Below are 20,807 nucleotides of genomic sequence, written 5' to 3'. Positions count from 1 at the left end.
CCCCCCCGAGGGGGCGGCGATGCTCGCGGCTTCGAGCCGCGAGCCCATCGCCATGGCGGGCCGGCTTGGGAGCGGCCCGGCGCTCGTCACGCAGGATTGCCCTGACATGCCCGCCTACAAGTACGAAGCCCTCGCCGACTCCGGCCGCCAGAGCAGCGGCCTGATCGAGGCCGACAACCCGCGCGCCGCCCGCGCGATGGTGCGCGCCCAGGGACTGACGCCGCTGTCCATCGAGATGGTGCAGCAGCACGGCGCCCAGGAAGGCAGCCGCTTCACGCGCCGCGTCTTCAGCACGACGGCACTGGCCGTGTGGACGCGCCAGCTCGCCGGCCTCGTCGGCTCGGGCCTGCCCATCGAGCGCGCGCTGACGGCGCTGGCCGACGAGAGCGAGGACACCAAGCAGCGTGAACTGATCAGCCAGTTGAAGGCCGAGGTCAACGCCGGCTCGGCGTTCGCGCGCGCGCTGGCCACGGCGCCGCGCGAGTTCGACGACGTCTACCGCGGCGTCGTCGCCGCCGGTGAGCAGAGCGGCGCACTGGGCCAGGTGCTGGAGAAGCTGGCCGACGACCTGGAGGAGCGCCAGGACCTGAAGGCCAAGCTCGTCGGCGCGATGGCTTACCCGGCCATCGTGTCCTTCATCTCGGTGCTCATCGTCATCTTCCTGGTCACCTACGTCGTGCCGCAGATCGCGACGGTGTTCACCAGCTCCAAGCGCACGCTGCCGGCGCTGACCATCGCGATGCTGGCCATCAGCGACTTCGTGCGCAGCTGGGGCTGGGCCATGCTGCTGTTGCTCGCGGCCGGCGGCACGGCGCTGCGCTTTGCGCTGAAGGCGCCGGCCTTCCGGCTGCGCTTCGACGCCGGCATCCTGGGTCTGCCGCTCATCGGGCGCCTGGCGCGCGGCTACAACGCGGCGCGCTTTGCCGGCACGCTGGCCATGCTGGCCGGCGCCGGCGTGCCCATCCTGAAGGCGCTGCAGGCGGCGGCCGAAACGCTGTCCAACCGCGCGATGCAGGCCGATGCGCTGGATGCGCTCACGCAGGTGCGCGAAGGCGCGCCGCTGGGCTCGGCGCTGGCGGGCAAGAAGCGCTTCCCCGGCATCCTGGCGATGTTCGCCCGCCTGGGCGAGCAGACCGGCCAGCTGCCCGAGATGCTGGGTCGCGCCGCGCGCCAGCTCAGCGTCGAAGTGCAGCGCCGCTCCATGGCCGCGGCCACGCTGCTGGAGCCGCTGCTCATCGTCGCGATGGGCGCCATCGTGCTGCTGATCGTGCTGGCTGTGCTGCTCCCGATCATCCAGCTCAACACCTGGGTGAAATAGACCACCCCTACCGGCTTTCGCCGGCCCCTCAAGGGGCACCGTCGGTGGCCCGGCAAAGCCGGTTCCACGACGATCGCTGCGTGAATGCGGTCAGCTTGCCAAACGGCGCTCAAGCGTCTTGGCGACGCGCGTCAACCCGAAGCACATGACGAAGTAGCAGCCGGCCAGCGTCAGGTAGATCTCGACCGGTTTCACCAGCACCTGCGCGTTGATCTGGTTGGCGATGAAGCTCAGCTCGGACAAGCCGATGATGGTGCCCAGCGACGTCTCCTTGATGGTCGCGACGAACTGGTTGATCAGCGACGGCAGCATGTGGCGCAGCGCCTGCGGCAGCAGCACGCCGCGCAGCGCCTGGCCGCGCGTGAGGCCCAGCGACAACGAGGCCTGCAGCTGGCCCTTGGGCAGCGCCTGCAGGCCGGCGTGCACGATCTCGGCGAGGTAGGCGGCATCGAAGATGATGAGGGCGACCAGCATGGTGCTGAACTGGTCCGTCTTGTGGCCGGTCACCGTGGGCAGGAAGAAGTAGGCCCAGAACACCACCATCAACAACGGCGTGCCGCGCACCACCCACACCCAGCCGGTCACCGGCAGGCGCAGCCAGCGTCTGGGGCTGAAGCGCGCCAGGCCCAGCAGCACGCCCAGCGGCAGTGCCAGCACCAGGCCCAGCGTGGCCAGCAGCACGGTCAGCACCAGGCCGCCCAGCGGCCCGTGCGGGTACTGGCCGACAAGGAAGTACAGCCAGTAGGTGTCGACGAGCTCGCTCATCGCCGCGCCCGTTGCGGGGCCACATGGTGCTGCGCCCACTGCGCCAGGCCGGTCAGCACCAGCGACACCGACAGGTAGGCCACCGTCACCAGCGCGAAGGTCTCGAAGCCGCGAAAGCTCGCCGACTCTACGCGCTGCGCCTGCGTCATCAGCTCCGCCGCGCCGATGACGGTGGCGATGCTGGTGTTCTTCCAGAGGTTGAGCGTCTGAGACAGCAGCGGCGGCAGCGTGATGCGCAGCGCCTGCGGCAGCACGATGAGGCGCATCGCCGCGAGGTGACCGAAGCCCAGCGCCCGCGCCGCATCCAGCTGCGCCCCCGGCACCGCGCGCACGCCGGAGCGGATGTCCTCGGACATGTAGGCCGCCGTGTACAGCGTCAGCGCGGCCCAGGCGCTGAAGATCTCGATGTCACCGGCGTAGATCTTCTCTTTGAAGCCGGCCGGCAGCAGCTCCGGCACGCCGAAGTACCAGAACAGCATGTGCACCAGCAGCGGCACGCAACGCATGCCCTCCACATAGCTCTCGCCCACGGCGCGCAGCGCGCGCACAGGCGAGATGCGCAGCAGCGCGATGGCGATGGCCAGCGGCAGCGCGGTCAGCAGCGTCAGGCCGGTCAGCAGCAGCGACAGGCGCAGGCCGGCCAGCAGCCAGGTGAGGTAGTCCCCGTGCAACAACGGGGCAAAGGACAGGACGGGCATGGCGAGGTCCGGCAAAAAGCGAGGCAGCCGCCGGCCCTCGTGAGGCGGCGGCTGCGGTCAGCAAGACAGGAGATTCAGCTCTCGACCTTGTCGCTGTCGATCTTGAACGTGCGCTTGGGGAACTTCAGCCGCGTGTCCGGGCCGTACCACTTGACGAACAGCTTGTCGGCCTCGCCGCCCTTCTCCAGGCTGCTCAGCGCCGCGTCGACCTCGGCCTTCAGCCGTTTCTCACCCTTGCGGATGCCGATGGCCAGCGGCTCGACGCTGATGTTCTGGTCCAGGATGCGGTACTGGCTGGAGGCCGTGCCCAGCTTGGCGTGCTGGTCCAGCAGCGAGACCTCGTCGTTGACGAACGCGACGCCCTTGCCCTGCTGCAGCGCCTGGAAGGCCTGCGGGCCGGTGTCGAAGGTGACCACGTCGACCTGCGGCACGGCCTTGCGGATGTTGGGCTCCTGCGTGCCGCCCTTGATCGTGACGACCTTCTTGCCGGCCAGCGCCGCCAGGTTCTGGATGCCGCTGTCGGCCTTGACCAGCACCTTCTGGCCGGTGACGAAGGTGGTCAGCGAGAAGTCGATGACCGCCTCGCGCTCCTTGTTGTGCGTCAGGGACGCGGCCAGCAGGTCGACATGGCCTTGCTGCAGCTCGGGGATGCGCGCCGCGACGGCGAGCTGCTTGATCTGCAGCTTCACGCCCAGCCTGGTGGCGATGGCGCGGGCCAGGTCGACTTCGTAGCCAATGATCTCGCGCGTCTTGGGGTCGATGAAGCTGTTGGGCTCGTCGGTGCCCAGCACGCCGACGACCAGTTCGCCCTTCTTCTTGATGTCGTCGAGCTGGTCGGCCTGGGCCGCGTGCACGGCGAAGAAGCTGGCGCTCACGGCGATCAGGGCCTGGGCAAGACGGCGACGGTGGTGTTGCATGAGATTCCTTGTGAGAAAACTTGAAGCAGGCGGGTGCCTGAGTGCCCTCATGCTAGGAAACGCATAAGCGCCCGTGAACGACGTTTTTCGCATTTGCTTGCGCGCTGGCGCGGCGCAAAAAACGCGTGAGCTCATGCGGAAAACGGGATTGGCACGCGAAGCCTCACTTCGTAACCTGCGAGGCCTTACCCAATTGGCCGCGCCCGACCCGCGGCCCGATGCGTCATGACCGCCAGACCCCCGCTCGAGGCCCGGCCCGCCGTGCTGGACCTCATCGGCAACACGCCGCTGTTGCCCGTGCACCGGCTGGACACCGGGCCGTGCCAGCTGTTCCTGAAGCTGGAATCCCAGAACCCCGGCGGCTCCATCAAGGACCGCATCGGCCTCGCGATGATCGAGACGGCCGAGCGCGAGGGCCTGCTCAAACCCGGCGGCACCGTCGTCGAGGCCACGGCCGGCAACACCGGCCTGGGCCTGGCACTGGTCGCCCGCGCCAAGGGCTACCAGGTGGCGCTGGTGGTGCCCGACAAGATGAGCGCCGAGAAGGTGTTGCAGTTGAAGGCCCTGGGTGCCCAGGTGCACCTGACGCGCTCCGACGTCGGCAAGGGCCACCCGGCCTACTACCAGGACGTGGCCGCGCGGCTGGTGCGCGAGATCCCCGGCGCCTGGTACGCCGACCAGTTCAACAACCCCGCCAACCCGCTGGCCCACGAGACCACCACGGCCCCCGAGATCTGGCAGCAGATGGGCCATGACGTGGACGCCATCGTCTGCGGCGTCGGCTCCGGCGGCACCATCACCGGCCTGGGCCGCTACTTCCAGCGCGTGCAGCCCGGTGTCGAGATGGTGCTGGCCGACCCGGTCGGCTCCATCCTGAAGGAGTACATCGACACCGGCAAGTTCGGTGACGCCGGTTCGTGGGCCGTGGAAGGCATCGGCGAAGACTTCATCCCGCCCATCGCCGACCTGAAACCCGTGCGCACCGCCTACAGCATCAGCGACGCCGACAGCTTCGCCACCGCGCGCGAGCTGTACCGCGCCGAGGGCATCCTGGCCGGTTCGTCCACCGGCACGCTGCTGGCCGCGGCGCTGCGCTACTGCCGCGAGCAGACCACGCCCAAACGCGTCGTCACCTTCGTCTGCGACACCGGCACGCGCTACCTGTCCAAGGTCTACAACGACCACTGGATGTTCGACCAGGGCCTGCTGACGCGCCCACGGCTGGGGGACCTGCGCGACCTGATCTCTCGGCCCGCGTCCAGCGGCGGCGTCGTGTCCGTCGGGTCCGACGACACGCTGCAGACGGCCTTCTCACGCATGCGCCAGGCCGACGTGTCGCAGCTGCCGGTGCTGGACGCCGGCAAGCTCGTCGGGCTGCTGGACGAGTCCGACCTGCTGGCCCGCCTGCATGCCGATGCGGCCTCGTTCGCAGCGCCCGTGGCCAGTGCGATGAACGCCGACGTCATCACGCTGCCGCCGACCGCGACGCTCACCGAGCTGAACGAGCAGTTGCGCCGCGGCCTGGTCGCCGTCATCGCGGACGACGCCGGCTTCCACGGCCTCGTCACCCGCTTCGATCTCATCAACCATCTGCGCAAGGAGGTCGCGCGATGAGCCACTCCCACGACGACACCCGCCTCGATTTCGACACCCGCGTCATCCACGCCGGCCAGCACCCCGACCCCGTCACCGGCGCCGTGATGCCGGCCATCTCGGTCAGCTCCACCTACCGCCAGAAGAGCCCCGGCGAGCACACCGGCTACGAGTACGGCCGCACGCACAACCCGACGCGCCAGGCCTGGGAGCGCGCCATCGCCGACCTCGAAAGCGGCGCCCAGGCCTTCGCGTTCGCGTCCGGCCTGGCCGCGATGGCGACGGTGCTGGACACGCTGCCCGCCGGCGCCCACATCGTTGCCGGCGACGACCTCTACGGCGGCAGCTACCGGCTGTTCGAGCGCGTGCGCAAGCACAGCGCCGGCCTGCGCGTCAGCTATGTGGACAGCCGTGATGCCAACGCCGTGCGCGCGGCGCTGCAGCCCGACACGCAGCTGATCTGGATAGAGACGCCCAGCAACCCGCTGCTGCGCCTGACCGACCTGGCCGCCGTCGCCCGCATCGCCCGCGAGCACGGCGCGCTGGCCGTGGCCGACAACACCTTCGCCAGCCCCTGGGCGCAGCGGCCGCTGGAGCTGGGCTTCGACCTCGTCGTTCACTCGGCGACCAAGTACCTGAACGGCCACAGCGACGTCATCGGCGGCGTCGCCGTCGTCGGTGGCGAGCCGCGCCAGGCCGCGCTGCGCGAGAAGCTCGAGTTCCTGCACAACGCCGTCGGCGCCGTCGCCGGCCCGTTCGACAGCTTCCTCGCGCTGCGTGGGCTCAAGACGCTGGCACTGCGCCTGGAGCGCCACAACGCCAGCGCCGCCGAGCTGGCCGGCTGGCTGGCGGGCCAGCCCCAGGTTGAGCGCGTGCTCTACCCCGGCCTCGCCAGCCACCCGCAGCATGCGCTGGCAAAGGCCCAGATGCGCGGCGGCGGCGGCATGATCAGCGTCGCGCTGAAGACCGACCTGGCCGGCGCACGACGCTTCCTGGAGCGCGTCGAGCTGTTCACGCTGGCCGAGAGCCTGGGCGGCGTCGAGAGCCTGATCTCGCTGCCGGCGCTGATGACGCATGCGTCCATCCCCGCCGACACGCGCGCGCGGCTGGGCATCACGGACTCGCTGGTGCGGCTGTCCGTCGGCATCGAGGCCGTGGACGACCTGCGGCGCGACCTTGCGACCGCGCTCGCGGCGATCTAGCGGTAGAAGTAGTACGCCGCCGTGTAGGCCACGCGCGCCTGCTGGCCCAGCTTCGCGGTGGTGCAGGCCTCGGCGGGCTCCACGCCGCCGCCGGTGTTCAGGCGCTGGATGCTGCGCACGCTGCTGAAGACGCCGCTGCCGCTGTTGCTCTTGGCCGCCAGCAGCAGCCACGGGATGGCGGTCTCCGGCGTCGGGCTGGGGGCGCGCGCCTTCACTTCGCCGACGACGCGGCTGCCGTCCGGCGCCTCCCAGGTCGGGCCGGCGTAGTGCTTGCCCAGCGGGTTGCTGCGCTGGTCCGCCAGCGTGGCCTCCGGCGCGCGGAACACCCAGCCCGGGCCGCTGCCATCCGCCTTGGCGGCGCAGTCGTAGATCTGCACGCCGCTGGCGAGCGCTTCCATGACGAACACCTGCCCCGCCGGTGGCTGCAGGTTCGCGGGCGCCTGGGGCGGCGTGGGCGCCGATGCGCAAGCCACCAGGGCGAGCGCGGGAAGCAGGGCAGGCAGTGAGCGCATGGAAGTCCTTTCGCGGCAGGTTTCGAGACGAGCCGGCCCAGTCTAGAAAGGCGGCCGGCGCGCGTCGCCCCCTATCATCGACCGCCATGCCAGCCACGCTCACCGGTCAACTCGTCGTCGCGATCTCGTCCCGCGCCCTGTTCGATTTCGAGGCCGAGAACGAGGTCTTCGAGGCCGGCGACGACCATGCCTACATGGCCTTGCAACAGCAGCGCCTGGACGAGCCGGCGCCACCCGGCGTGGCCTTCTCGCTGGTGCAGAAGCTGATGGGCTTCAACACGGGTGGCGAGCAGCGCGTCGAGGTCGTCGTGCTGTCGCGCAACGACCCGATCTCCGGCATGCGCGTGTTCCGCTCGGCCAAGCACTACGGCCTGGCCATCGAGCGCGGCGTCTTCACGCGCGGCGCCTCGCCCTGGCGATACCTGAAGCCGCTGTCGGCCCAGCTGTTCCTGTCGACCAACGAGGCCGACGTGCGCCAGGCGCTGCTCGCCGGCGTGGCCGCGGCGCGGGTGATGCCGGACGCCGCACGCGCGTCGGCCGCCCACCCTGGCGAGCTGCGCATCGCCTTCGACGGCGACGCGGTGCTGTTCTCCGACGAGGCCGAGCAGGTGTTCCAGCGCGATGGCCTGGCCGCCTTTCGCGAGCACGAGCGCGAGCGCGCCCACCAGCCGCTGCCCGCCGGGCCCTTCAAGCCGGTGCTGCAGGCGCTGCAGCGGCTGCAGCACGCACCGGGCATGCGCATCCGCACGGCGCTGGTCACGGCCCGCAGCGCGCCGGCGCATGAGCGCGCCATCCGCACGCTGATGGACTGGCAGATCGAGGTTGACGAGGCGATGTTCCTCGGCGGCCTGGCCAAGGGTGAGTTCCTGCGCGAGTTCGAGCCCGACTTCTTCTTCGACGATCAGGCCGGCCACATCGCCAGCGCCGCGGTCCACGTCCCGGCCGGGCACGTGGCCATGGGCATCGCGGCGCGCTGACCGCGTCAGGGCAGCAGCTGCACCGCCAGGCTGCGTTCCACACACCAGACCAGCGCCAGCGCCGCCACGACGCTGGACCCGCCGGGCACGATCCAGCGCCGGTAGGCCTTCGCCGAGCGCAGTGACAGCGCCAGCGGCAGCAGCAGCGCGACGACGGCGAGCTGGCCCAGCTCCACGCCCACGTTGAAGCCCAGCAGCGGCAGCACCAGCTCGGCGCCGCGCAGGCCCAGGTCCTTCAACGGGCCGGCGAAGCCGACACCGTGCACCAGGCCGAAGAGCCCCACCATCAGCCAGCGCGGCCCCGGCACGAAGGGGCGAAGGTTGTCCAGCGCGGCGAGCAGCACGGTCAGCGCGATCAGCGCTTCGATGAGGGCCGTGGGCGGGTCGATCGCGCCGCTGGCGGCGAGCCCCAGCGTGATGGAGTGGGCCAGCGTGAAGGCGGTGACCAGCTTGAGTGTCTCGGCAAAGGCGCTGCGCACACTGTCGCGCGGCGCCCAGCCGGTGCCGTCGCGGCGCCACACGGCCACCAACAGCAGCGTGACGAGGAAGAGCACGTGGTCCAGGCCGCTGGCGATGTGGGCCATGCCTTCGATGACGAAGCCCAGCAGGCCATGGCCATCGACACCCAGGCGCTGCGGGCCGGCACCGGGCTGCAGCACCAGCGGCTGGCCGGCGGCGCCGACCAGGCGGGCCAGGCCGCGGTGGCCGGCATCGGTGGCGGCGAACAGGCGGTAGTCGATCTCCAGCTCGCGCACGGCAGCCGGGCAGCGCCACTGGCCCACCAGCACGGCGTGCATGCCGTCGCTGTGTTCGTCGAGCTGCGCCAGCGCTGTGCCGGCGAGCTGGCAGGTGGCACCATCGGCCGTGAAGCGCACGCCGGCAGCGGCCAGCCGCTCGATGTCGGGCCAGCGGGTGCGCACCTCGCCCCAACTGAGCGTGCCGTCGCCATCGGCGTCCAGCGCCAGGTCGCGGTCGAGGTCGCGCAGCGAGATGTCCAAGCGCTGCTCGACATCGGTGCCGGTCACGCGGTAGCTGAGATACGCCTCGCTGGCCTGATGCGCCTGGGCCGCACCGGCCAGCAGCAGCAGCCACAACAGCAGACCACGGATCACGATGCAAAGCTCCTGTCGAGGGCGACGAGACGCGCATCCTGCCAGCCTTGCGCCTTCAGGAAGCGCGCCAGCTCCTGGCGGGCGGCATCGCCGCTGCGGCCGGCGGCCAGCGCCGCGCGCAGCAGCAGCAGCGCGTCGGTCGGCTCGCGCTGCATGGCCCAGTTGACTTGCGCCAGGCGCAGCGCCTCGCGGGGCTGCTTGTCGATGTCCAGCGCGAAGCGGGCCTGTTCGCGCGCGTGCTTGCCGGGCTCGCGGCGGTCGGCGGCGGCCAGGCGTTCACGCATCTGGGCGGTCAGCGTCGCCAGCAGCGACGGGTCACGGCCCAGCTGCTGCAGCGCGATGACACGGCGCAGCAGCAGCGCATCCGCCTCGACGTCGGGGCTGCGTTCGACCAGCGCGAGGGCGTCTGCCGCACGGTTGCGGGCCAGCAGCCAGTCGGCCAGCGCGGCGCGGGTGTAGACCTCGTCCTGGCCTGCGAGCGCGACGCGGTACAGCGCAGCGGCCGCCGCGTCGTCGCCCAGGCGCTCGGCCAGTTCGGCGCGCATCAGCGCGAGCCAGGGCATGACGACACGGCCGGGGCTGAGTTGCGCCAGCGTCTGCGCGGCGCCCTGCGCGTTGCCCGTCAGGCTGGCCAGCTCGGCCAGGCAGGCGGCGGCGGGCAGCGCGGCCAGCGGCTGCAGCTGCGTGCACAGCGCGCGCGCCTCGGGCAGCTGGGCGCGCAGCTGGTGCAGCGCGGCGGCGTCGAGCAGGCCTTGCGCGCGCAGCTCGGGTGCCAGATCGACGCGCGCCAGCAGGCCGCGCAGGTCGGCCTGGGCGGCTTCGAACTGGTGGTGCGCCTGCAGCACGCGGGCCCGCAGCAGCACTGCTTCGGCCGGCGCGTCGGCCTGGCGCCACCACGGCGCAAGCGCCGCCTGCGCGGCGCCCAGCTCGCGCGGGTCGCCGTGCACGTGGGCACGGTCGAGCGCCGCGCGGGCCGTGGCCATGGCCAGCGGCAGCTGCGCCGGGTCGCGTGCCAGGGCCGCGCGGCGCGCGCGCTCGGCCGCGTCCACCCGGTAGGGCAGGCGCTGCACGATCTCGGCGTCGCCCTTCGGGATGAAGGGCTCGGCCGAGACCACCAGCGGCCAGGCCAGCAGCAGCGCGAGCAGGCGCTTCACAAGGTCTGAGCTTCCTCGGTCTCGCTGGCCGCGACGTCCACGGTCGGCAGCGTCAGCGCCTCCGAGGTTTCGTCGTCGGCCTTGAGGCCCTTGAGGTAGCTCACCAGTGCGGTGGACGAGGCCACGGCGCTGTCGGGCACCGCGGTGGCCACGGGCGGCGGCGGCGGCGGCACGACCGTGTCGTCATCGCCACCGCCGCAAGCGGCCAGCACGAGAGCGGCGCCGAGGGCGAGGGCGGCAGTCTTGCGGGTCAGCATGGCGGCCTCCTTCACTTGGTGCCCGGGATGGGCGTGTTGAGGTAAGGGAAGCCGGACAGCAGCGGCACGACCGCCTGGTCCACCGCGTCGTGCAGCTTGAACGTGGTCGCGCCGAGCGGCACCGCGCTGGGCTTGCAGGCCGCGCCGAAGCCGAGCTTGTCGGTGTCGCCGTTGGCCACGCACAGGCCGCCCATCACGGCCACCAGCGAGATGTCGACGACGTCGTCCTTGGGACGGCGGCCATTGGGGTAGCCGGCGTTGTCGTTGCCCGCGGCCAGGATGTTGCCGACGATGCCCAGCCGGTTCTGCTGCGCGAAGGCCACCGGCGCGATGGCCGTGTTCAGGCGCAGCATCTCGGACGGCGTGATGGTGGCCTGCTGGTTGACGCCCTTGATGCCGGTCAGGAAGGTCGTGACCAGGTCGTTGCGCGGGAAGTTGGTCGGTGCCGTGTTGGGCAGCGCCAGCGCGATCTCCAGCAGCGCCGGCAGCGTCGGGTTGGTCACGTAGTCGGCGAACTGCGCGTCGTCCTTGGGCTTGGACGAGTTGAACTTGTCCTTGTCCTTCAGGCCGATGACGACCTCATTGACGAGCGGCATGCCCAGGCGAGACACCTGCACCCAGGCGCCGCCGGCCTTCTCGCTGGCCTGGTGGCCGCTGCCGGGCTTGGGGTCCAGCAGGCGGCCCTGGCGCAGGCTGGCCGTGGTCCAACCGCCGATGACGTCGTCGCTGCCGGCCTTCAGGCAGTCCTTGTGGATCTCCAGCGCCAGCGTGGTGACGTTCTTGTCGCCGATGGTGTTGGGCGCGGCGTTGATCAGGGACGGGTCGGTGATGACCGAGACCGGCGCGTTGACCAGGTCGAAGATGGTGCCCAGGTTGACCGCGAACGGGTCCTGGCGCTGGCCCACGAAGACCTTGGCCGGCGTGTTGCAGCCCGGGATGGTGATGGGGTAGACATGCTTGGCGGCATAGGCCGCGTAGTCGGCGATGGTCTTCTTGCCGATGTTGTCGACCGGCTTGTCGAAGGTGGTCGCGCCGCTGGTCGCGTGGGCCACGGCCTGGGACGTGCCGCTGCGGCGGTCACCGCGCACGACGCTGACCGTGTAGCTCTCGTTGAGCTGCAGGTTGGCATCCTTCACGCCCGACACGGCGCCGCTCTGGATCAGCGGGATGCCGACCATCTTGCCGCCGATGGACAGCGAGGTGCCGGCGCCGTTGTTCGACAGCTTGTTCTTGAAGCGGAACTGGAAGCTGATGTCTTCCTTGGCGTCACCGGTGTTGTCGATGTGGATCTCGTACAGCGCGTTCGGGTCCAGCGAGAAGTAGTTGGGGCCGCCGTAACCATCCTGCAGCGGCAGGTAATTGGCGATCAGCGTCACGTAGCCGTCGCGGCCCGTTTCATAGCTGCGGAACATGTAGAAGTCCGTCGCGTCGACCTTGGGCGAGGTCGTGATGAAGGGGGCTTCGCGGTGGCTGGAAGCCTGCGCGCCGCAGGCGAGGCAGAGCAGCGCCGTCGCCAGGGCGCTTCGGGTAAGACGAGCTTTCATGGGGGGCATCCTGTGGGGCGATACCGGCTTGGCATCTGGGCGGTGTTACGTCGCCACATGCGGCGCGGATGCAAAGGCGTGACGAATCGCAGCCCATCCCCCTAGCAACACAATGGGCGCACTTCGAGGAGAACCCATGCCCCGTTTCCGTCTTGCCGCGCTTGCGGCCGTGCTGTGCGCCACGAGCGCCTGGGCCGGCCAGAGCGGCTTCTACCGCCAGCCCGCATTGCAGGGCGGGCAGGTCTACCTGGTCGCCGAGGGCGACCTGTGGCGCGTTGGCGCGCAAGGTGGCGAGGCCCAGCGGCTGACCACCCATTCGGGGCTGGAGAGCCAGCCCGCCGTGTCGCCCGACGGCCAGTGGCTGGCCTTCGCCGGCCAGTATGACGGCGGCACCGAGATCTACCTGATGCCGGCCACCGGCGGCCCGCCCCGGCGGCTGACCTGGGAAGGCGGCGGCATGCGCGTGTGGGGCTTCAGCGCCGCCGGCGACATCCTCTACACCGGCCTCGAAGGCCGGCCCGGCGCGCAGCTGTTCGCCCTCGACCCCAAGACCGGCCAGCGCCGCGCGCTGCCGGTGGGCCAGGCCAGCGACGGCGCGCTGAGCGCCGATGGCAAGACGCTGTACTTCACGCGCAGCGGCCTGCGCAGCGACAACGCGCGCCAATACCGCGGCGGCGCGCTGTCGCGGCTGTGGGCCATGGACCTGGCCGGCAAGACCGAGGCCCGCCCGCTTGTCGCCGAGGGCAACAATGACCGCCGGCCGCTGCCCTACCGCGTCGGTGGCGCGGAGCGCATCGCCTTCCTGTCGGACCGCGACGGCACGGTCAACCTGTGGTCCGTCGATGCGCAAGGCGGCGACCTGCGCCAGCACACGACGCACAAGGGCTGGGACATCCGCCATGCGTCCATCGACGGCAGCCGCGTCGTCTACACGCTGGGCGCCGATGTCTACGTCGTCGACCTGACGCAGCCGGGTGCTGCCGGCAAGCTGGACGTCAGCCTGGGCGGTGACTTCGACCAGACGCGCGAGCGCTGGATCAAGAAGCCGCAGGACTTCCTGACCGACACGTCCTTCGCGCCCAACGGCGAGCGCGTGCTGCTGGCCGCGCGCGGCCACCTGGCCACGCAAGGCGTCGGCACGCTGCGCCGCGCGGAGCTGCCGCAACCGGCCGACGGCCGCTGCAAGAAAGGCGAGTTCAGTGCCGACAACAAGAGCATCTTTGCCGTCTGCGACTTCAGCGGCGAGACCGAGATCTGGCGCTTCGCGGCCAACGGCACGGGCAAGCCCGAGCGCATCACCAGTGGCGCGACCACGCAGCGGCGCGACCTGCTGCCCTCGCCCGATGGCCGCTGGCTGGCCCACACGGACAAGGAAGGCCGCATCTGGTTGACCGATCTGAAGGCCCCCAAGGACAAGGCCGCGACGCGCGAGATCGCCCGAGGCCTGCTCGGCGGCGCGCCGCAGCTGCAGGCCTGGAGCCCCGATGGCCAGGCCCTGACCTGGGCACTGTCGCTGCGCAGCGGCGACCGCGGCCAGCTGCAGCTCTTCAGCATTGCCGACGGCCGCACGCACACGCTGACCAGCGACCGCTACGACAGCGACGGCGCCACGTTCAGCCCCGACGGGCAGTGGCTGTACTTCGCGTCCAACCGCAACTTTGCGACCACCGGCAACGGCAGCCCCTGGGGCGACCGCAACACCGGGCCGTTCTTCGGCTTCCGCGCCAAGCTCTACGCGCTGGCGCTGCAGCCTGGCCTGCGCTCGCCGTTCGCGGCCAAGGACGAACTTGAGTCGGCCACCGAGAAGAAGGCCGACGAACAGCGCGCCGAGGACAAGAAGGCCACCGACAAGAACCCCGACGAGCGCAAGCCCGACAAGGACAAGCCGGAGGACAAGAAGCCGGCGGAGAAGAAGGGCAAGCCCGCCATCGTCTTCGACGGCCTGGCCGAGCGCCTCTACGAGCTGCCCGTGCCGGCCGGCAACTACCGCGCGCTGCGCGCCGACGGCAAGCGGCTGTGGTTCCTGGACCGCGACCTTGACGGCAAGAGCCAGCTGAAGTCCATCGGCATCGACAACCAGGGCGGCCCCGCCGACATCCTGGCCAGCGACGTGCGCGGCTACGAGCTGAGCGCCGACGGCAAGAAGCTGATGGTTGTGCGCAACCAGGGCGCCAATGCCGCACCCGAGGTCCTCATCGTCGACGCCGCGCCCAAGCTGCCCGCGGACCTGAGCAAGCTGCAGGTGCGCTGGAGCGACTGGCAGATCGCCACGCAGCCGCGCGCCGAGTGGCGGCAGATGTTTGCCGACGCCTGGCGCATGCACCGCGACCATTTCTACGACGCCGCGATGCACGGCGTCGACTGGGTGGCCGTGCGCGCCAAGTACGAGCCGCTGGTGGACCGCGTGACGGACCGCTACGAACTGGCCGAGCTGATGGCGCAGATGGTGTCCGAGCTGGGCGCACTGCACAGCCAGATCGGCGCCGGCGACACGCGGCCCGCGCCCGACGAGCCTGGCCTGGCCGGCCTGGGCGCACGCTTCTCGCGCGCCCCCAACGGCTGGCGCATCGACACGATCTACGCCGCGGACCCCGAACTGCCCTCCGAGGCCTCGCCGCTGGCGGCGCCGGGCCTGGGCCTGAAGGTGGGCGACGTCATCACGACCGTGAACGGCCGCCCGACGCTGGAGGTGCCCCACGTGCTGGAACTGCTGCGCGGCCAGGCGGGCCGCCAGGTGCTGATCGAGGTCAGGCAGGGCGAGAAAACCGTGCAGCGCATCGTCACGCCCGTGGCGCAACTGCGCGAGAACCAGCTGCGCTACAACGACTGGCGCTTCAGCCGCGCCCGCGCCGTGGAGCAGGCGGCCCAAGGCCGCATCGGCTACATGCACCTGCGCGCGATGGGTCCGGCGGACATCGCCGACTTCGTGCGCGAGTTCTACGCCGCCAGCGACCGCGACGGCCTCATCATCGACGTGCGCTACAACAACGGCGGCAACATCGACAGCTGGATCCTGGAGAAGCTGCTGCGCCGCGCCTGGGCCTTCTGGCAGCCGCGCTCGCCCGCGGGCTCGGCCGTCTACTCCAACATGCAGAACGTCTACCGCGGCCACACGGTCGTGCTGATGAACGAGGACACGTATTCCGACGGCGAGACCTTTGCCGAAGGCTTCAAGCGGCTGAAGCTGGGCCCCGTCATCGGCAAGCGCAGCTCGGGTGCGGGCGTGTGGCTGTCCGACGGCAACCGGCTGCTGGACAACGGCATCATGCGCGCCGCCGAGAATGGCCAGGTCGACGCCGACGGCCGCTTCCTCATCGAGGGCGTGGGCGTGACACCGGACATCGAGGTCGACAACCCGCCGCGCGCGACGGCAATGGGCCAGGACGCGCAGCTGGACGCGGCGATTGCGGCGCTGAAGAAACGGATCGCCGAACAGCCGGTGCAACCCATCAAGCCGGGTTCGTACCCGCGGCCGATGAAGCCGTGAAGCAACAAGGGAGGCTGCGGCCTCCCTTTGCTTTTGCGCCCGAAGCCGGCACCATCAGCGCCAGCCTCGTCATCCCGACGCACGGCATGGATCCCGGGAGGCCCCATGGGAATGAAGCTCGCGACTTTGTCCGGCAACGCTGAACCTGAAGCCCTGATGGACGTCAACACGACGCCGCTGATCGACGTGATGCTGGTGTTGTTGGTGATGCTGATCCTCACCATCCCCACACAGCTGCACACGATGGGGCTGTTCATTGGCGGGCACCCCGCCAGCTCCGACGCCCCCAAGCCGGTCGTCCATGTCGTCGCCATCGACTTCGACGGCACGCTCTACTGGAATGACCAACGCCTGGACAACCGGGCCGCCCTTGACGCCAAGATGCAGACCGTGGGCGCCCTGGCGGTGACCGCCCAGCCCGAGGTGCACATCAAGCCGAACCGGCTGGCGGACTACGGTGTGGTCGCGGCCGTGATGGCCTCGGCCCAAAGCCACAGCGTCAGGAAGATGGGCGTGGTCGGCAACGAGCAGTTCAACAGTTAGCCGAACCGCGCGCCAGCTTGCGTTCGACCGCGACATCGGTCAACGACTGCTCAGAACTCCTCGAAGCTGTCTCGTAGAACCGGCAACGGTTCAGGCCGCTCGAACACCCAGTCGCGGCCGTCGGCGCGGCCACGCAGCACGCGCGCGTGCGTGCCGCCGAACGCCCGGTCGTCGCAGGCATGGAACGAAGTCCATGTGACCGCGTAGCTCACGGCGACCGCCACGTCCGACGTGTCGACCCCGGTCACGACGACGCCCGTGCGCTGCGCCAGTTCGTCAAACTCGACGACGCTGAGGTCCAGCGCGGCATCGAGGCCGCCGCGCTGCACTTGCTCATCGAAGTAAAGGCGCAGATCCACGCCCGGCACGGGCATGGCGACGCGGATGCGCTCGGTCAATCCGCTCAGCTCAGCACGACCCGTGCGAACTTGCGCTTGCCCACCTGCAACACATGCTCGCCGGCGTCCAGCTTCAAGCCCTTGTCAGACAGCACCTCGCCCGCGCGGCGCACGCCGCCCTGCTCGATCATGCGCAAGCCCTCGCTGGTCGACGCAACCAGGCCGGCCGCCTTCAGCACCTGCGCGATGCCCAGCGGTGCGCCGCTCAGCGCCACCTCGGGAATCTCGTCCGGAATGCCACCCTTGGCGCGGTTGTTGAAGTCGGCCTCGGCCGCATCCGCCGCCGCCGCGCTGTGAAAGCGGGCGGTGATTTCCTTGGCCAGCATGACCTTGGCGTCCTTCGGGTTGCGGCCACCCTCGATCTCGACCTTCAGCGCCGCAATCTCGGCCAGCGACTTGAACGACAGCAGCTCGAACCACTTCCACATCTGCACGTCGCTGATCGACAGGATCTTGGCGAACATCGTGTTCGGCGCTTCCGTGATGCCGATGTAGTTGTTCTTGGACTTGGACATCTTCTCGACGCCGTCCAGGCCCTCCAGCAACGGCATGGTCAGGATGCACTGCGGCTCCTGGCCGTACTCCTGCTGCAGGTGCCGACCCATCAGCAGGTTGAACTTCTGGTCGGTGCCACCCAGCTCCAGGTCGCTCTTCAGCGCCACAGAGTCGTAGCCCTGCATCAGCGGGTACAGGAACTCGTGCACGGAAATCGGCGTCTGCGCCGCGAAGCGCTTGGTGAAGTCGTCGCGCTCCATCATGCGGGCGACCGTGTACTTGCTGGCGAGCTGGATCATGCCGGCCGCGCCCAGCGGCTCGCTCCACTCGGAGTTGTAGCGAATCTCGGTGCGCGCCGGGTCCAGCACCAGCTTGGCCTGGGCGTAGTAGGTCTCGGCGTTGGCCTGGATTTGTTCCTTGGTCAGCGGCGGGCGGGTCGCGTTGCGGCCCGACGGATCGCCGATCAGCGACGTGAAATCGCCGATCAGGAAGATCACCTGGTGCCCCAGGTCCTGCAACTGGCGCATCTTGTTCAAGACCACCGTGTGCCCGACGTGGATGTCCGGCGCCGTCGGGTCCAGGCCCAGTTTGATGCGCAGCGGCACGCCCGTTGCGGCCGAGCGGGCGAGCTTTTTCGTCCACTCCGCCTCGGGCAGCAGCTCATCCACCCCGCGGCGGGTGACGGCCAATGCCTCCAGGACGGCATCGGTGACGGGAAATTGAGCAGCGTTGGACATGGGACGACGCCGTTCGGAAACAAGCCGAACGAAAGTGTTAAGTTGTTGATCTATCGGGGTTAACCGGCATGCCAAGTAGGACAACGCCGTTAGAATTCACCCTTCGAATCGGGGGTGTTGCTTCAACACAACCGTCATGGATTTTAGAGCGCGCCGCGGCGCGCTCCTCGCGTGGAACCGGCTTGGCCGGGATTGCCCCAGCGACAACCCCGGGATCCGAGCGTGACCGCAGTTCAGAAACGTCTCCATCAGCTTCAAACAGCGCTGAAAAGCGCCGAATCCTTCGCCGCCAGGCATCCGCGCGCGTTGACTGCTTCCGTCGTCGGCATGCTGAGCTGCTTCGCCGTGACCGCCTTCGGCATCGCGCCGCTGGCCCCGGATGCCGCTGAACTGCCGCGCCGCACGGTGGTCGAGACGCTGCCCAGCCCCGACATCGAAAGCCAGCTCGACGAGCTCGCCACGCACGCCATCGGCCTGACCCGCGCCGAGGCCACCCGCTCCAGCGACACGCCCGACAGCCTGCTCAAGCGCGCCGGCGCCTTCGACCCCGCCGCCGCCGCCTTCCTGCGTGCCGACCCGCTGGCCCGCCGCATCTTCCAGGGCCGCGCCGGCAAGATGGTGCACCTGACGGCCGACGCGTCGGGCCAGGTGCAGAAGATCGTCGCGCGCTTCCCGGCCGAGAAAGTCGAGCAGCAATCGAGTCATTTCACCCGTCTGACCATCGAGCGCGACGGCGCGCGTTTCAGCGCCCGCACTGAGACGGCACCGCTGCAGGCCCAGGTGGCCCTGGGCAGCGGCAGCATCCGCACCTCGCTGTTCGCCGCCACCGACGACGCCAACATCCCCGACGCCATCGCGTCGCAGATGGCCGACATGTTCTCCGGCGACATCGACTTCCACCGCGAGCTGCGCAAGGGCGACCACTTCAGCATCGTCTACGAGACGCTGACCGCCGACGGCGAGCCCATCCAGTGGGACGGCGGCACCGGCCGCCTGCTGGCCGGCGAGTTCACGAACAACGGCCGCACCTACTCGGCCGTCTGGTTCAAGGACAGCGCCAGCGGCAAGGCCAGCTTCTACGGCTTCGACGGCCAGAGCAAGCGTCGGGCCTTCCTGGCCAGCCCGATGGAGTTCTCGCGCATCACCAGCGGTTTCGCGATGCGCTTCCATCCCATCATGCAGACTTGGCGCCAGCACAACGGCGTCGACTACGGCGCGCCCACCGGCACGGCCGTGCGCTCGGTGGGCGACGGCACTGTGGAGATGGCGGGCTGGCAGAACGGTTTCGGCAATGTCGTGCAGGTCCGCCACACCGGCGACCGCAGCACGGTCTACGCCCACCTGAGCAAGATCGACGTGAAGAAGGGCCAGCGCATCGAGCAAGGCCAGCGCCTGGGCGCCGTCGGCTCGACCGGCTGGGCCACCGGACCGCACCTGCACTTCGAGTTCCGCGTCGGCGGCCGCCACATGGACCCGCGCGCCATCGCCCGCGCGTCCGAGGCCATCACGCTGCCCAACTACGCCAAGGTGCAGTTCCAGCAGACCGTCGCCAGCGTGAAGACGCAGCTGGCCGTCGCGCAGACGATGGACGGCGTGTCCGCCGCCGAATAGGCCCCGTGGCCACCGCGGGCCTCTATATCGGGCTGATGTCGGGCACGTCGCTCGACGGCACCGACGGCGTGCTGTTCGACGCGGATGCCATGGTCGTCACCGGCCACGTTCACGCGCCCTTCCCGCCCGCGCTGCGCGACGAGTTGCTGGCGCTGAATTCGCCCGGCGACAACGAGTTGCACCGCGCCGCACTGGCGGCCAACGCAGTGGCTCGCAGCTATGCCGACGTCGTCTCGCAGCTGCTGGAAGCCACCAGCACCCGGCACGAGCAGGTCGCCGCCATCGGCGCCCATGGCCAGACGGTGCGCCACCAGCCCGGCGGCTTTGACGGCTACACGACGCAGCTGCTGAACGGCGCGCTGCTGGCCGAGCAGGCCGGCATCGATGTGGTCTGCGACCTGCGCGGCCGCGACGTCGCCGCCGGCGGCCAGGGCGCACCGCTGGTGCCGGCCTTCCACCGTGCGGTGTTCGGCGCGTCGGGCCAGGATGCCGCGGTGCTGAACCTGGGCGGCATCAGCAACCTGAGCCTGCTGCACGCCGATGGCCGCACCGGCGGCTTCGACTGCGGGCCGGCCAACTGCTTGATGGACGGCTGGATCGCCCGCCACCAGGACCAGGCGTTTGATGCCGACGGCGCCTGGGCCGCCACGGGCCGGGTGTCGCCGGCGCTGCTGGCCACGCTGCTGGCCGAGCCCTACTTCGCGCTGCCGCCGCCCAAGAGCACCGGCCGCGATCTCTTCCACCTCGGCTGGCTGCAGACCAGGCTCATGCCCGGCCTTGCGCCCGAAGATGTGCAGGCGACGCTGCTGGAGCTGAGTGCGCGCTGCGTCGCCGATGCGCTACGGGCGCAGATGCCGGGCGCAAAATCGATGACCGTCTGCGGCGGCGGTACGCTGAACGGGCGGCTGATGCAACGCCTGTCGGACCTGCTGCCCGGCGTGGCGGTCGAGTCCAGCGCCGCGCGCGGCCTGCCGGTCGATCAGGTCGAGGCGGCCGCCTTCGCGTGGCTGGCGATGTGCTTCAAAGCAAAACGGCCGGGCAATCTGCCGGCCGTCACGGGAGCCGCGGGGCTCCGGGTTCTGGGCTGCCTCTACCCGGCCTGATCAGACCGAGAAGCTGGAACCGCAGCCACAGGTCGTCGTGGCGTTCGGGTTCTTGATGACGAACTGGGCGCCCTGCAGATCTTCCTTGTAGTCGATCTCGGCGCCCATCAGGTACTGCAGGCTCATCGAGTCGATCAGCAGCGTCACGCCGTTCTTCTGCATCTGCGTGTCGTCGTCGTTCACGGCCTCATCGAACGTGAAGCCGTACTGGAAGCCGGAGCAGCCGCCGCCCTGCACAAAGACGCGCAGCTTCAGCTCCGGGTTGCCTTCCTCGGCCACCAGGTCGCGCACCTTGTCGGCGGCGCTGTCCGTGAAGACGAGGGGCACGGGGATGTCGGTGACGGGGGTATCAAGCACGGCGCTCATGGCGGGCTCCTGTGAATC

19 protein-coding genes are annotated in these 20,807 nt (G+C 70.0%); 8 read left to right on the top strand and 11 right to left on the bottom strand.

Annotated elements, in window-relative coordinates; translation table 11 throughout:
- The first annotated feature begins 106 nt into the window (after nt 1-106).
- A complete protein-coding gene (gene gspF, locus AC1D29_RS07045; RefSeq protein WP_477895573.1) occupies nt 107-1,318 on the top strand; it encodes a type II secretion system inner membrane protein GspF in 1,212 nt (403 codons plus the stop codon).
- A 90-nt stretch (nt 1,319-1,408) separates the two neighbouring features.
- Here gspF and AC1D29_RS07040 read toward each other — a convergent pair whose 3' ends face one another.
- The 3 genes from AC1D29_RS07040 to AC1D29_RS07030 all read right to left on the bottom strand — a co-directional run bounded on the left by AC1D29_RS07040 (nt 1,409) and on the right by AC1D29_RS07030 (nt 3,698).
- Complete coding sequence (locus AC1D29_RS07040) at nt 1,409-2,083, bottom strand: amino acid ABC transporter permease (RefSeq protein WP_477895571.1); 675 nt, start codon at nt 2,081-2,083, stop codon at nt 1,409-1,411.
- Nucleotides 2,080-2,781 (bottom strand): amino acid ABC transporter permease, encoded by a 702-nt coding sequence (locus AC1D29_RS07035; RefSeq protein ID WP_477895569.1) that lies wholly within the window; start codon nt 2,779-2,781, stop codon nt 2,080-2,082. The genes AC1D29_RS07040 and AC1D29_RS07035 overlap by 4 nt, the downstream gene beginning before the upstream one ends.
- A 74-nt stretch (nt 2,782-2,855) precedes the next feature.
- Complete coding sequence (locus AC1D29_RS07030; RefSeq protein WP_477895567.1) at nt 2,856-3,698, bottom strand: ABC transporter substrate-binding protein; 843 nt, start codon at nt 3,696-3,698, stop codon at nt 2,856-2,858.
- A 225-nt stretch (nt 3,699-3,923) separates the two neighbouring features.
- Here AC1D29_RS07030 and AC1D29_RS07025 point away from each other — a divergent pair, with 225 nt between their 5' ends.
- Together AC1D29_RS07025 and AC1D29_RS07020 are read left to right on the top strand one after the other, a co-directional pair.
- Complete coding sequence (locus AC1D29_RS07025; RefSeq protein ID WP_477895565.1) at nt 3,924-5,312, top strand: pyridoxal-phosphate dependent enzyme; 1,389 nt, start codon at nt 3,924-3,926, stop codon at nt 5,310-5,312.
- On the top strand, nt 5,309-6,493 hold the full coding sequence (locus AC1D29_RS07020) for a trans-sulfuration enzyme family protein (RefSeq protein ID WP_477895563.1): 1,185 nt from the start codon (nt 5,309-5,311) through the stop codon (nt 6,491-6,493). Before AC1D29_RS07025 ends, AC1D29_RS07020 begins: the two co-directional genes overlap by 4 nt.
- On the opposite strand, the gene AC1D29_RS07015 is transcribed toward AC1D29_RS07020, so the two are convergent.
- Nucleotides 6,490-7,005, bottom strand: coding sequence for a DUF3455 domain-containing protein (locus AC1D29_RS07015; protein ID WP_477895561.1), 516 nt, complete (start codon nt 7,003-7,005; stop codon nt 6,490-6,492). The genes AC1D29_RS07020 and AC1D29_RS07015 overlap by 4 nt on opposite strands.
- An 86-nt stretch (nt 7,006-7,091) precedes the next feature.
- Between AC1D29_RS07015 and AC1D29_RS07010 the strand changes: the two genes are divergently transcribed.
- Nucleotides 7,092-7,982: a 5'-nucleotidase gene (locus AC1D29_RS07010; protein WP_477895559.1), complete on the top strand. Its 891-nt coding sequence runs from the start codon at nt 7,092-7,094 to the stop codon at nt 7,980-7,982.
- A gap of 5 nt (nt 7,983-7,987) precedes the next feature.
- Here AC1D29_RS07010 and AC1D29_RS07005 read toward each other — a convergent pair whose 3' ends face one another.
- From AC1D29_RS07005 to AC1D29_RS06990, 4 genes are read right to left on the bottom strand one after another with little or no spacing between them, the layout of a single operon-like run.
- Entirely contained in the window at nt 7,988-9,094 is a 1,107-nt protein-coding gene (locus AC1D29_RS07005; RefSeq protein WP_477895557.1) for a HupE/UreJ family protein, read from the bottom strand.
- On the bottom strand, nt 9,091-10,248 hold the full coding sequence (locus AC1D29_RS07000; RefSeq protein ID WP_477895555.1) for a hypothetical protein: 1,158 nt from the start codon (nt 10,246-10,248) through the stop codon (nt 9,091-9,093). Before AC1D29_RS07000 ends, AC1D29_RS07005 begins: the two co-directional genes overlap by 4 nt.
- Complete coding sequence (locus AC1D29_RS06995; protein ID WP_477895553.1) at nt 10,245-10,505, bottom strand: hypothetical protein; 261 nt, start codon at nt 10,503-10,505, stop codon at nt 10,245-10,247. Before AC1D29_RS06995 ends, AC1D29_RS07000 begins: the two co-directional genes overlap by 4 nt.
- 11 nt (nt 10,506-10,516) lie before the next feature.
- Nucleotides 10,517-12,049 carry a DUF4331 domain-containing protein gene (locus tag AC1D29_RS06990; RefSeq protein WP_477895551.1) on the bottom strand — a complete coding sequence of 511 codons (1,533 nt, stop codon included), beginning with the start codon at nt 12,047-12,049 and terminating at the stop codon, nt 10,517-10,519.
- A 136-nt stretch (nt 12,050-12,185) separates the two neighbouring features.
- Between AC1D29_RS06990 and AC1D29_RS06985 the strand changes: the two genes are divergently transcribed.
- Nucleotides 12,186-15,536, top strand: a complete 3,351-nt coding sequence (locus AC1D29_RS06985) for a S41 family peptidase (RefSeq protein WP_477895549.1) — start codon at nt 12,186-12,188, stop codon at nt 15,534-15,536.
- A 105-nt stretch (nt 15,537-15,641) separates the two neighbouring features.
- Complete coding sequence (locus AC1D29_RS06980; protein WP_477895547.1) at nt 15,642-16,079, top strand: ExbD/TolR family protein; 438 nt, start codon at nt 15,642-15,644, stop codon at nt 16,077-16,079.
- A gap of 50 nt (nt 16,080-16,129) precedes the next feature.
- Here AC1D29_RS06980 and AC1D29_RS06975 read toward each other — a convergent pair whose 3' ends face one another.
- Nucleotides 16,130-16,477, bottom strand: coding sequence for a hypothetical protein (locus AC1D29_RS06975; protein WP_477895545.1), 348 nt, complete (start codon nt 16,475-16,477; stop codon nt 16,130-16,132).
- 5 nt (nt 16,478-16,482) lie between these two features.
- Nucleotides 16,483-17,709, bottom strand: coding sequence for a tyrosine--tRNA ligase (tyrS, locus tag AC1D29_RS06970; protein ID WP_477895543.1), 1,227 nt, complete (start codon nt 17,707-17,709; stop codon nt 16,483-16,485).
- A gap of 306 nt (nt 17,710-18,015) precedes the next feature.
- Between tyrS and AC1D29_RS06965 the strand changes: the two genes are divergently transcribed.
- Together AC1D29_RS06965 and AC1D29_RS06960 are read left to right on the top strand one after the other, a co-directional pair.
- Complete coding sequence (locus tag AC1D29_RS06965; RefSeq protein WP_477895541.1) at nt 18,016-19,320, top strand: peptidoglycan DD-metalloendopeptidase family protein; 1,305 nt, start codon at nt 18,016-18,018, stop codon at nt 19,318-19,320.
- Complete coding sequence (locus AC1D29_RS06960; RefSeq protein WP_477896195.1) at nt 19,317-20,423, top strand: anhydro-N-acetylmuramic acid kinase; 1,107 nt, start codon at nt 19,317-19,319, stop codon at nt 20,421-20,423. Before AC1D29_RS06965 ends, AC1D29_RS06960 begins: the two co-directional genes overlap by 4 nt.
- Here AC1D29_RS06960 and erpA read toward each other — a convergent pair whose 3' ends face one another.
- Complete coding sequence (gene erpA / locus AC1D29_RS06955; protein ID WP_477895539.1) at nt 20,424-20,789, bottom strand: iron-sulfur cluster insertion protein ErpA; 366 nt, start codon at nt 20,787-20,789, stop codon at nt 20,424-20,426.
- Nucleotides 20,790-20,807 lie beyond the last annotated feature (18 nt).

This window comes from Roseateles sp. P1_C6 (genome assembly GCF_056406315.1).
Note: the sequence above shows the minus strand (reverse complement) of the source record. Positions and strands in the feature narration are given on the sequence as shown.